This window comes from Nostoc sp., from assembly GCF_036916655.1.
Taxonomy (GTDB): Bacteria; Cyanobacteriota; Cyanobacteriia; order Cyanobacteriales; family Nostocaceae; genus Nostoc.
The window spans coordinates 98995-111557 of sequence record NZ_JBALFY010000030.1 but is presented as its reverse complement, the minus strand read 5'-3'; the positions used below and the strand labels follow the sequence as shown (position 1 = coordinate 111557).

Here is a 12563-nt window from a genome sequence, read left to right as displayed (position 1 = left end):
TGACTACGATCGCCTATTTTAGAATACAGCGAGTTTGAAAACACGCTCTAGGCTTGTCTGCTAGCTAACAAAATCTTTGTGGGCAGTGACAAGCATCTGAGCTTGTCTTAAAACGTTTCCGAATAAATAAATAGGAATCTGCCAAGCTGCAACAGTAACTTCTTTGACAATATCCTGTACACTAATTGCAATTAGTTCATGCTCTGGTGGCTCACCCTCAATTGTGCCAGACCAAGTAAAAGCTAATAAAAAGTCATCGTCTCCAGGCAAGGATGCAATCAAACATTCCTCTGGTGTTGGCTGGCAAATAATTCCGTGATCGTTTGCAAGTTCTACTAGTCTTTGAAATTTGTTTACGTTCGTCATTTTTCTTTTAGATGTGATTCAATTTCAGTTTTAAAAGAAATCATGTTTTGAACTCCACAACTAAACTTAGTTGCTTCATACCATAAATTACGAATTACGAATTATTAAGGAGTTATTGGAGTTGGGTTAGGCTTAAGTTCAGAATCTTATCGCGATCGCCTGGTTTTATCAGCAACATTTGTTACTTTTTTAAAAAATCTCAACTACCTACTTTTTCGGGCTAGCCCATTTATATACACCTCTCTTTGTTAGCATTTCAATATGATTGATACTCTCATTTCACCCAAGCTGACGCAGTGTATTTAAAATTGCGATCGCTTTTGGCGGAACAGCTGTAAACCGAAGCAGAAAAAGATGCTCATCAATATTAGATTGTTGGATCACCTTGGCATAGATATATTCTTCTTCTATGGACATTTCTGCTTCAATCAATAACTTGAGTTTGAGATTGCTCAAAAGATGTAAAGAATGTGGCGATGTCTGCTGACAAGACGCTGGGCATCTACGCAGCTGCGCCCCTTTTTCTGAAAGGCTAATCAAGTTACCTATAAATACTGTTCCCACGGCATATTTACCCTGTAAAATGGTATATTCCACAGGCACTTCTTGATTGAGAATGACTATTTCTTGATCATCTTCAGGCAAGAAGAAATTATATTTACCGCCAATGCCACGAATTTCACAAATTGTCACAGGATGCTTTATCCCTTTAGGTTCTATTTGTAATTGTCCAGCAATTTGGAGGTCAATATTGGCATCTTTACAGGTATTTTCGGAAATTAAAATCTGTCCTCCCACTGTATAAGACTCAATTCGGGCAGCCAAATTAACATGGCTGCCAATAACTGTATATTGAGCGCGTTTTTGAGAACCTACATTTCCTGCCACAGCTTCACCTGTATTAATCCCAATTCCCATTTCGAGGATTGGAAAATTCATTTGCTGATTTTGTTTGTTTACTTGCTCCATTGCTAACTGCATAGCAATAGCACAGGCGATCGCTCGTTGAGAATCATCTTTGCGACTAATTGGTGCACCAAAAATCACAAAAATACCATCACCCATAAACTCATTAATTGTGCCTTTATACTGATTAATCACATCTGTCATTGTTCCCAAATAAAGATTCAAAATCTTTACTACTTCTTCCGGGGGCAATTGTTCAGAAATAGCTGAAAATCCTCTTAAATCCGATACGAGAACCGTAACTTTTCGCCGTTCTCCCCCTAGCTTTAAGCCAGAAGGAGTTTCGAGGATATTGGCGACGATTTCATCAGTGAGATAGCGACCGAGGGTTTTTCGCATCTCGGTAGCACTTTGAGCAATATACTGAGTGAGTGCGATCGCAGAACCGACAAATGCCAGCAATGAAGGTACAACAGGAATCCACCAACCAATAATAAACGCCAGAAAACTGCCGCCAACTAAACTACCACCTGCCAGAAAAACACTAAAAATTAGCGTTTTCTGGTTGCTACTGTGGCGTTGTAGCCAACACAAGCTAGCACCAATAATTGACCAAATCAAAATCAATAGCCATTCTAGTGGGTCAGGTAAACACTTGATTGGTGGGCGACCTTCTATTGCTGCACTTAAAATTTGACTAATCACATTACCATGAATTGTTACACCCGCCATTCGTTCCGGGTCAGTCAATACATTACTGCTGTAAGGCGTATAGAATAAATCCTTCAAACTCTCGGCGGTAGCACCAATTAATACCACCTTGTCTCGCATTAAATCGGGTGGGATGCGGTTCTCTTGCACTTCGGTAAGAGAGACTTTAGCAAACTGCTGTATCCGTCCTCGGTAGTTCAAAAGTACTTGATAACTCCCGGCATCTGCTCGGACATAACCACCATCATTAGGTTCAAAAATCGGGAAAACACCCCGATTTAACTGTAAGTAATTAGAGTTAGTTACTGATGGCTTTGCGGTAATACCTTCAGGTTTCAAGTACAACAATGCTAGTTTTAACCCAAAGCTTTCTAGAATCTCGTTATTATTTAAATTTACGTACAATAATGCTCGTCGAATTTTGCCATCTCCATCTATGGGTAAATCATTCGACCCAACTTGATGAAGTTTCTTGAGTTCTGGAGACGAATCAACCGCCGAACTATCAATAGTATCAGAGACTTTTTGGACTCCAATCAAATTAGGAGTAGATTTAAATACCTTAAGTAATTCTTGATGACCGGGATTGACAGGTAAATCACGATAAATATCTAAACCGATCGCTCTGGGTTTTTGTTGTTTGATTTTCTCTAACAAACTGGCAAGTTTTCCATCAGACATAGGCCACTGACCCTGCTTGCGGATATCTGCCTCATTAATCTCAACTATGACAATGCGGGTATCAGCCGACTCTTGTGGACGGAGGAGAAAAAATTGATCCAGTGCAGCCAATTCAAACAATTGCAGTAATCCAGTCAAGCGTATTGCAATTACCAGGGCTGTAATATTAGGAACAGCCAGTAAAACACCACGCCATTGCCAGATTCGCGGTTTCAGCTTTGCCCACATAATATTTAGTACTGAGTGCTGAGTTGGGAGTTGGGAATTTTCCCTCAGCCCAATGCCCTTATTTCCTAGATGTGCAACAATCGATCAATGGTTCGGAAGCGATCGCACTCAAACCAACTGACTTGAAAAATTGTCTCCAATCCAGCCTCGCCTTAAAATTATTCGGCTCGGTCTCGTGTAACTGCACTAAACTAGTCAGCGCTTCATGCCAAATCCCCGCTTCTGCATAGATGGTGGGCAACTTATGTAAATTTGCCTTTGCTAAAGCCTCCGACAAACCTAATTCTGGTTGAGTGCGTTCCACCCAACCATCTACAGTGGGGTTTTCACTAGAGTCTTGAGTATCACAAGCAATTGTTAGATACCAATGATAAGTTTTACCTACAGCGAGTGCAGGAGCAGTGTCAGGAAGTTTGAAGTTAATAATTCCGGGTTGATCTGGAAGTGTAAAAGATGTTTCATAAAATACGTTCTGGTCTTTATCCAAGAGCAGAAACTTGGCTGTTTTGACTGGAGATGGAGGTACATACCAGAAAAATGTTGGATGTTCAGCAAATGTCAACCCTAATTTATCTGGAGGGATTAAGGGAGTTATTAGTTTTTTACCTGTTAGACAAGAACTACCACGGGTAGAACCACCAGCACTTGCAGGAGGTTTTCCCCGCTGTGGCGGCTTAAATGTCTGACTAATTTGCCAAGTTTTATTGGGATGGTAGGACTGAGCCTGTACTTCTGCTGTTAAGGCAGAAAACAAAGACAAAGGCAAGGAAAAGGTTACAAAATATAATATATATGGTTTAATCCATTTCATATTAAAAATGTCTGGGTGCTAGATTATTCGAGATAAATAAAGTATTCCCAAAAGCAGAGCCAGATTTTTCACTACAGCATAGCTTAAGATTGGCAGGTATCTGAATCAACTGTTTGTCACTTGTAGAGAGCGTCATTTTGAATTGATTTCCCCCTGCTCCTTATCGCTCAAGATATGGGAATATATAAGGTTGTAGCTAACCGCCTACGTAGAGGTCTAAAGTGGATACCATTGCAATTCCTGCTCTAAATCGGCCAGTGGACGCCACGGTAGAAATTCCTGGTTCTAAAAGTCTTACCAATCGGGCGTTGCTTGTCGCTGCTTTAGCGCAAGGTGACTCCATTTTAGAAAATGCCTTATTTAGTGAAGACAGCGAGTATTTTGCTAAATGTTTAGAGCAATTGAGTATTCCCATAACTCTAAATCCTCATCTGGCTCAGATTCAGATTGTGGGAAGGGGAGGTGATATTCCAGCTAAACAGGCAGATTTATTTGTGGGTTTATCAGGTACTACAGCACGGTTTATTTCGGCGCTGGTAGCACTGGGTAATGGCGAATATCGGCTAGATGGCGTTCCTCGGATGCGAGAACGACCGATGGGTGACATGCTGACGGTGCTGCAAACAGGTGGAGCCACTGTTAACTTTGAGGGAAACTCTGGGTTTATGCCCTATACCCTCTATAGCCAGGGATTCGCTGGCGGAAATTTTCGCTTGAAAGCTAACCAAACAAGTCAGCAACTTTCGGCATTGCTGATGATTGCACCTTACGCTCAACAGGATACGATTTTTGAGGTTGAGGGTACACTGGTTTCTCAGTCTTATATCAAAATGACCTGTAGCCTCATGGCAGATTTTGGCGTAGAGGTGATTCAAATTGGCGAGAATCAATTTCAGATTAAAGCAGGTCAACGTTATCAAGCTCGACATTACACAATAGAACCTGATGCGTCAAATGCTTCTTACTTTTTTGCCGCCGCCGCCGTCACGGGTGGACGGGTGCGCGTCAAACATTTGACCAAACAATCCTGTCAGGGTGATATTCTCTGGCTGAATGTTTTAGAGCAGATGGGTTGCCAAATTAAGGATTCGGATGATTACACTGAAGTGACGGGGCCGAAGCAATTGCAAGGCATCGACATTGATATGAATGATATATCAGATTTGGTGCAAACATTAGCTGCGATCGCGCCCTTTGCTAGTTCACCAATTACTATTCGTAACGTAGAACATATTCGATATAAGGAAACCGATCGGATTCAAGCTGTTGTCACAGAATTGCGTCGGTTAGGGGTTAAAGTGGAAGAATTCGCCGATAAACTGAGAATTGAGCCTAGCCCTATTACTCCGGCGGCAATTGAAACCTATCACGATCATCGAATGGCGATGGCTTTTGCTGTCACAGGTTTGAAGGCTCCAGGGATTGTAATTAAAGATCCTGGTTGTACAGCGAAGACTTTTCCAGATTACTTTACCCGATTCTTCCAAATGTTAGAACAATAAGAGATTGACCAGTATTCTCTTAGGGTGTGTTATGCCGGAGGCTAACGCACCAACTGTTCTTACAGCCGCCATAACACTGAATCAACTCAAGTTACCTTTTTGCTTTATTTTGGGAATCCTAAATTAATGATAGTAGGGGCGTACATCTGTGCGTCTCTGTCTATATACCACGCAAGTCATTCGTTAATAAACTATGGCAATTATTGGAATTGGTGCAAAATATCAGATTTTTCCGGTTGAGCCAAAATATAAGTGAATAATTACTTTACATCGAATATGTATAGCTAAAACTCATGGATATACCCCAGCGCGTATCAGTCCGCTACAAAGACGCGTCCTTCAACAGTAATGAAATCCGCTTAAGAACTTTTCGGCTTGGGTTGCAAATATGGGATGAACAAACCAAACCTAGAAAAACAGAGCTTTATCAATTTATATCCTCTTGCTTGAAACAAGTTGACCGCCAAGATCGTTTTATGTTTTCTCTGCTATTCATAGAATTAACAGACCTCATACGCAATTCTGCGCTGGAAAGGGGAACAAAAGAGGTTCTGATTAAAACAGCTTTTAGAGAATTTGCTTGTGCGATAACAGACTTTGAAGACGTTGCCAAATAAGGTTGATGGGGGTGTAGGTATTGTTTAGGCGTAGCTCATCCCAAGCATTGCCCATAACTCAGCTAACCTAATCTAGTAGGATATCTATAGTAAACAGCTTTCCTATCGGATTAGTTTTTTTGGCTGAATGCGCGGATAGGTAGGTGTTGGAAATGGGGTAACTACAAAAATGCCTGAATTGCCCTATATGCAAGAATTTCAGAGCATTAGTATTTATAAAGCATCCGCGTACCTTATGTAGACTAGTTTTCAGGCATTTGCCTCTAGCCAAATCGCAACTCCTCGTGTTATGATTTTTCCATTCGCGCAACCGAACCTTGAAAACCAAATAAGACAAGGCTTTCAGAAGCCCGCAATTGCAATTAACTAAAATCCCTATTAGGGATTGAAACTTAGGTGGAAGAGTAGGAGGCTTGGGGGGAGGAGGAATTGCAATTAACTAAAATCCCTATTAGGGATTGAAACTCGCTCAAAACAAAGGGTTCCATAACGCGATCTCGAAGGAATTGCAATTAACTAAAATCCCTATTAGGGATTGAAACTTGCCTATGATTTGTAGGTATTAGCACCATAGAGTATTGCAATTAACTAAAATCCCTATTAGGGATTGAAACACTAGAGCAACTGTTGCAAAACATCAAGCAAGATCATTGCAATTAACTAAAATCCCTATTAGGGATTGAAACGGCTATGAGGCTGATGATATAGCAGCTACCTTTGTATTGCAATTAACTAAAATCCCTATTAGGGATTGAAACTAGCCAACCTGAACTTAGAAACCGTGATATGTCGTTATTGCAATTAACTAAAATCCCTATTAGGGATTGAAACTATTCTGATATAAACGGCTGCATATTTAATATGTAGATTGCAATTAACTAAAATCCCTATTAGGGATTGAAACACTCTTTAACGTCAGACGTTTATTAAGCTGCAACATTGCAATTAACTAAAATCCCTATTAGGGATTGAAACACGCTTGACCGACATGAAAAGTACCCGATATGCTATTGCAATTAACTAAAATCCCTATTAGGGATTGAAACGATACCCATGTTGATGTTCAGTTCCGCCAACTTATTGCAATTAACTAAAATCCCTATTAGGGATTGAAACTCCTTGTGGTGGGCGTTGCCGATGTAATAAGCTTCCATTGCAATTAACTAAAATCCCTATTAGGGATTGAAACATCACATGAGATGAGAACTCAAGAATTGATAAGTATTGCAATTAACTAAAATCCCTATTAGGGATTGAAACAGCGCTGACAGTTGGTGGCATCGATGAGAACTGGAATTGCAATTAACTAAAATCCCTATTAGGGATTGAAACGAGTGCTTGCCCAGCAGTACCCTTAGCAGTTGTAGCATTGCAATTAACTAAAATCCCTATTAGGGATTGAAACTTCAATTCCTCACAAACATAAGTAGTAAAGTGTATCATTGCAATTAACTAAAATCCCTATTAGGGATTGAAACTATCAAGTGGTGGGAGTGGTGGTACAAGTAGTGGTGGATTGCAATTAACTAAAATCCCTATTAGGGATTGAAACTCTGTAAAGCTGTAGCCATTGTGTTAGCTACGTCAAATTGCAATTAACTAAAATCCCTATTAGGGATTGAAACCATTTCAGTACAGATATCTCCATACATCCAGATTTATTGCAATTAACTAAAATCCCTATTAGGGATTGAAACAAAACTTAGAAGCATTAGTAATTAAATCTTTTCTATTGCAATTACCTAAAAACCATCTAAAAAGAAATTACTTTGCGATCGCGCAAAAACTTACCGCTTATATTGCGCGGAGCATCAGTAGCCAACCAGATTGCAGTGTCAGCACCTTCTTCTGGCGAACGGGGTGCTGATGAACCACCCATATCTGTTCTCACCCACCCCGGACAAATAGAATTGACGACGATCCCTTTGGAGTCTAAAGCTTGTGCCAACATAATTGTTGCGCCATTTAATGCCAGCTTCGATAGGCAGTAACTTGGGACATCGGCAGATAAGTCTGATAATGCTCCATATCCACTTGAAACGTTAACAACTCTGGCATCGGAGGATTTTTCCAATAGGGGTAAAAATGCCTGTACCATCCGAATTGGGCCAAAAGTGTTGGCATTGATTGTGGAATCAAGCAACTCACGAGAAATAGTCAGAATATTTATATCCTTGTCTGGATACACGCCAGCATTATTGATCAAAACATCTAACCGATCGATCTTTTGGTGCAGGATCTTGACTGCTTGATTGATAGAGCGATCGTCGGTGACATCCAATTCGATGGGAATTACCTTGCCTGGAAGTTTCTCAGCCGCAAGTTTGGCGTTATCGAGCGATCGCGAAGTGATAATTATTTCATAGTCTTTTGCCAGTAAACCTTGAGCGATCGCAAACCCAATCCCTCTGTTACCACCTGTAATTAATATCCGTTTGTCTGGCATGGATTTCATCTCAGTATTTTATGTCCAGTTATTTTTTGACTATTTTGCTAATTCTAGTTGTTCACAAAATACCATAGACGCGATGAATCGCCGTCTTGAAAATAATCCGTCTTTCGTCTTGACCGCGATTTATCGGATCTTTACGTATAATTTTCATTAAAAAAGCTTAACCGACCATGTTTAATTAGTATATTGTTTGACTGAAAAATATTTCAGCTATTTGTCATTCCTGTGACAAAAGTATGTCTTTATTTTGAAGATTTGTAAAATTGAAATTTTAAAGCTTTTATCAATCTTAAGTAAGATTTATGGTATATTCAGAGCAAGTTAGGTTGTTGATTAAATTAGAATTTTGAGTTAATCAATCTATTATGACTTAAATAATAAAAGCCTGATAAGTAATAATTTAAGTAGCCATTTTTTAGTTTTTGTAAATATCCATTTGGATATATATCAACTGAGATGATGGTTATTTTAGTGAATATTTGACATTTGGAAAAAATAATTAGCGATGCCTGCTCTGTCTCTAAACAACCAAAATTTACCATACCCTGACCCTCTACACCCTATCATTGTCCACTTTGTAATCGCGATGGTACTTTTTTCTTTTGTGTGCGATGTGCTGGGCTATTTCACACGTAACGTGCGTTTATTTGAGGTGAGTTTCTGGAATATGTTTGTGGCTTCAGCAGCTATCTTTTTAGCGGTGATTCTTGGTCAGTTTGAAGCAGGTTTGGCGAACATCTACCCAGCAGTTCAACCAACATTAAATTTTCATACAGTGATGGGTTGGTCGTTGGCGGCTATTGTTGTTGGCATTACAGCTTGGCGTTTCGTGATTCGCAAACGCACTCCACGGAAAGTACCGCCTGCTTATTTGGGTGCTGCAACGTTTTTAGTCTGCTTAGTATGCTTGCAAGTCTATCTAGGAAGCAAGCTAGTTTGGGTGTATGGGTTACACATTGAGCCAGTTGTGCAAGCGATGAAGCAGGGAGTTTCGCCGTGAACTGGCAACTTATTGAGCAGTTGAGGTTGAGGCTGAATGCTAACGGATTACCTTATGAGATTCCCATACATCCGCAACTGGTGCATTTAACATTGGGTTTGTTGATTATTGCCATTATTTTTGATATCGCAGGAGCGCTTTTTGCTTTAGAAAAACCAATCTTCAAATTTTTAGGTCTGCCTGCCCTGCGTTCTGGTTTCTTTGATGTCGGCTGGTATAACCTCATAGGAGCAGCTTTTATCAGCTTTTTCACAGTTGCAGCAGGTTTTTTCGAGCTACTGCTAGCAAATCCACCAGTCGATCAAAAGAGCGTTTGGGGGTTAACTGCTGGTTGGACGATGCTTTTGCATGGTTTGGGTGGCGTTTTGCTGTTGGGAGCGATCGCAGCCATGACAATATGGAGAGGTTTGCAACGCTATCGCTGGCGTAAGGATGCTTCCAGGCAAGTGCAGTGGAGTTACTTGTTAGCAGGTATTGCAATATTGGCAATATTATTCGTTCATGGAACTTTAGGGGCACAATTGGGAGAAGAGTTTGGAATTCATGTTACTGCTGCGAAGTTACTCCAAGAAGGTAGAAACCCAAATTTACTACTCAAATAATCAAGCAATAAGCACTCTTACATGAAATTATTATGTTTAGCGTTTTTGAATATGTACTAATAACATTTTATGTAGCAGTGCTGCTAATTGTCAGTCGGTGGATTGGACAACAGGCGTTTTCTTGGATGCCTCCCCAAGCGACAGCAGAAGCACAACGGGTAGATGATTTATTTAGCTTTTTAGTCTCAATTGGAGCATTTATCTTGCTAGGGCTGGTTGGTGTTATTGTATATGCGATCGCTTTCCATCGCGCCCCCCCGGAAGACTACACCGAGGGACACCCTTCTAGAGGTAATGGGAAGTTAGAAATATTGTGGACAGCTACCCCAACTCTGTTAGTAATATGGATTGCCTTTCAAAGCTTCAATATTTATCAGCAATTAAATATTCTGGGTTTAAACCAAATAGTGCATTTGCACACACCATTAGAATCTGCGCCTGCCTACGCCGCGAACGTCAGCGATATTCCCAAACCTGCATCTGAAACAATTGATGTTTTCGTTAGGCAATGGGATTGGTCTTTTCGCTATCCAAATAACCTTACCACTAAGGAATTACACTTGCCGCTCAATCGCAGCACTCGCTTAAAGATGCAGGCAGAGAAAGTAATCCACGGCTTCTACATTCCTGAGTTTCGCTTAAAGCAAGATATTGTTCCAGGGCGCAATATTGACATTGTGATTACACCCATTCGCTCAGGTAAATATCGACTGAAAGATTCTCAATTCAGTGGTGCTTATTTTGCCTTGATGGAGGCAGATGTATACGTTGAATCCCTTGATAAATATAATCAGTGGCTCGCGCAAACAATCTCTAGCGAAACTACAAACACTAAAAATCAGGCAGTTGCCGAAAACATCCAACCACCAAAGACATTATTTAAAAGCGGCTGGTACACCGTCGCACCTGCTCAACCTGCTATAGCGAATCAAAGGAAGATAGATAATGACACATGATTTAAGTGAAGCTATAGCCAACAATAGAGAACCTGAGAATAACTGGCGGGAATATTTCAGTTTCAGCACCGACCATAAGGTAATCGGTGTTCAGTACATGGTGATGACCTTCATTTTCTTTCTTCTCGGCGGGCTGTTGGCGATGATTATCCGGGCTGAGTTGCTTACCCCAGAAGCAAACTTAGTTGACCGCCCCCTCTACAATGGTTTATTCACCATGCACGGGACAATCATGATTTTTCTGTGGATTATACCCTTCAATGCAGGTCTTTCTAACTTCTTAGTACCACTGATGATTGGAGCGCGGGATATGGCTTTTCCCCTGCTCAACGCCATTTCTTTTTGGATTCTACCACCAGCCGGTCTGCTACTACTGTCTAGTTTCTTGCTACCTAACGGGACTGCACAAGCTGGCTGGTGGTCTTATCCGCCAGTTAGTCTGCAAGTTCCAGCAGGTCAGTTGATTAACGGTCAATTTATTTGGATAGTTAGCCTAGTGTTAATTGGCATCTCCTCAATTATGGGGGCTGTCAACTTTGTTACAACTATCTTTTGGATGCGATCGCCAGGGATGACATTTTTTCGGATGCCCGTCTTTGTGTGGTCAGTTTTTAGCGCCCAGTTATTGCAGCTGATTAACTTACCTTCTTTGACGGGTGCATTGATACTGCTGTTGCTTGACCTCTCCTTCGGTACACAATTTTTTAAACCGGAAGGAAGTGGCGATCCCATTATTTACCAACATTTATTCTGGTTCTATTCTCATCCAGCAGTGTATATCATGGCGCTACCAGCCTTCGGTATTATTGCGGAAGTTCTGCCAGCCTTTTCTCGCAATCCCCTATTTGGTTATCGGTCAGTGGCGATCGCAACTTTAGGTATCGCTGGGATTAGCATTTTCGTTTGGGTGCATCACATGTTCACCAGTGCAACCCCCGGCTGGATGCGGATGACCTTCATGGCCACTTCAATGTTAGTTGCTATACCCACAGGTGTGAAGGCATTCGCTTGGACTGCCACAATCTGGAGGAGCAAATTGCATCTAGAGACACCAATGTTATTTGCAATGGGAGGTGCAGCGATGTTTATTTTTGGTGGTGTCACTGGTGTAATGCTTGCTGCCACGCCATTTGATATCCACGTCAATAATACTTATTTTGTCGTCGGTCACTTCCACTACATCGTTTTTAATACCATTACGATGGCAATCTTCGCCGGAATTTACTATTGGTTTCCCAAAATAACTGGCAGGATGTACGCCGAGGGTTGGGGTAAACTGCATTTTTGGTTAACCTTTATTCCTGCCAATATCACCTTTTTCTCCATGCACCCATTAGGTTTGCAAGGAATGCTACGCCGAATTTCTTCCTACGATCCCCAGTATCAGGGATGGAATGTTATTGCTAGCCTGGGATCGTTCTTGCTGGGAGCATCTACGCTGCCCTTTATTGCTAACATTGTCGGTTCTTGGCTATATGGAGCGAAGGCAGTTGATAATCCTTGGCACGCTACAGGATTGGAATGGACAACTTCTTCACCACCTCCGCGAGATAACTTTGAAGAGATTCCTATTGTCAACAGGCCTCCTTACGACTACGGCGATCCAAAATATTCATTCGTGGAAAATTCTGATAATGATGAGTGATTTCGTTTCTTGATAAAGCTGCGCTAAATTTGAGCTTTTTTTTAACGCAAAGGTACGCGGAGGTTTTTTAAAGATAATTCGCTATG

Annotated in this window: 10 protein-coding genes and 1 CRISPR repeat array; of the genes, 6 read left to right on the top strand and 4 right to left on the bottom strand. The window is 41.1% G+C overall.

From position 1 onward, the window contains the following. Window positions 1–60 precede the first annotated feature (60 nt). The 3 genes from V7L31_RS09240 to V7L31_RS09230 form a co-directional block, all read right to left on the bottom strand. The gene (locus V7L31_RS09240) at window positions 61–366 is read right to left on the bottom strand and encodes a hypothetical protein (RefSeq protein WP_334695942.1); all 306 of its coding nucleotides are present in this window, start codon (window positions 364–366) and stop codon (window positions 61–63) included. Between the two features lie 279 nt (window positions 367–645). After that, window positions 646–2892, bottom strand: a complete 2247-nt coding sequence (locus V7L31_RS09235; RefSeq protein ID WP_334695941.1) for a CHASE2 domain-containing protein — start codon at window positions 2890–2892, stop codon at window positions 646–648. A gap of 58 nt (window positions 2893–2950) precedes the next feature. Beyond that, window positions 2951–3703: a DUF928 domain-containing protein gene (locus tag V7L31_RS09230; RefSeq protein WP_334695940.1), complete on the bottom strand. Its 753-nt coding sequence runs from the start codon at window positions 3701–3703 to the stop codon at window positions 2951–2953. Window positions 3704–3924: 221 nt separating this feature from the next. Here V7L31_RS09230 and aroA point away from each other — a divergent pair, with 221 nt between their 5' ends. Both aroA and V7L31_RS09220 read left to right on the top strand, forming a co-directional pair. Beyond that, window positions 3925–5205 carry a 3-phosphoshikimate 1-carboxyvinyltransferase gene (aroA, locus tag V7L31_RS09225; protein WP_334695939.1) on the top strand — a complete coding sequence of 427 codons (1281 nt, stop codon included), beginning with the start codon at window positions 3925–3927 and terminating at the stop codon, window positions 5203–5205. 293 nt (window positions 5206–5498) lie between these two features. After that, a complete protein-coding gene (locus V7L31_RS09220) occupies window positions 5499–5822 on the top strand; it encodes a hypothetical protein (protein ID WP_179064500.1) in 324 nt (107 codons plus the stop codon). Between the two features lie 355 nt (window positions 5823–6177). Continuing rightward, window positions 6178–7519: a CRISPR direct-repeat array (repeat unit 37 nt; unit sequence ATTGCAATTAACTAAAATCCCTATTAGGGATTGAAAC). A 56-nt stretch (window positions 7520–7575) separates the two neighbouring features. Here V7L31_RS09220 and V7L31_RS32580 read toward each other — a convergent pair. After that, a complete protein-coding gene (locus tag V7L31_RS32580; protein WP_442944390.1) occupies window positions 7576–8268 on the bottom strand; it encodes an SDR family NAD(P)-dependent oxidoreductase in 693 nt (230 codons plus the stop codon). A 511-nt stretch (window positions 8269–8779) separates the two neighbouring features. On the opposite strand from V7L31_RS32580, the gene V7L31_RS09205 reads away from it, so the two are divergent. Genes V7L31_RS09205 through V7L31_RS09190 form a run of 4 tightly spaced genes read left to right on the top strand, consistent with a single transcriptional unit; the run spans window position 8780 to window position 12477 of the window. Beyond that, a complete protein-coding gene (locus tag V7L31_RS09205) occupies window positions 8780–9274 on the top strand; it encodes a DUF2231 domain-containing protein (RefSeq protein WP_094350762.1) in 495 nt (164 codons plus the stop codon). Then, window positions 9271–9876 carry a DUF2231 domain-containing protein gene (locus V7L31_RS09200; protein WP_334695936.1) on the top strand — a complete coding sequence of 202 codons (606 nt, stop codon included), beginning with the start codon at window positions 9271–9273 and terminating at the stop codon, window positions 9874–9876. Before V7L31_RS09205 ends, V7L31_RS09200 begins: the two co-directional genes overlap by 4 nt. 32 nt (window positions 9877–9908) lie before the next feature. Beyond that, entirely contained in the window at window positions 9909–10832 is a 924-nt protein-coding gene (locus V7L31_RS09195; protein WP_334695935.1) for a cytochrome c oxidase subunit II, read from the top strand. Beyond that, window positions 10822–12477 carry a cytochrome c oxidase subunit I gene (locus tag V7L31_RS09190; RefSeq protein WP_334695934.1) on the top strand — a complete coding sequence of 552 codons (1656 nt, stop codon included), beginning with the start codon at window positions 10822–10824 and terminating at the stop codon, window positions 12475–12477. Before V7L31_RS09195 ends, V7L31_RS09190 begins: the two co-directional genes overlap by 11 nt. Window positions 12478–12563: the final 86 nt, after the last annotated feature.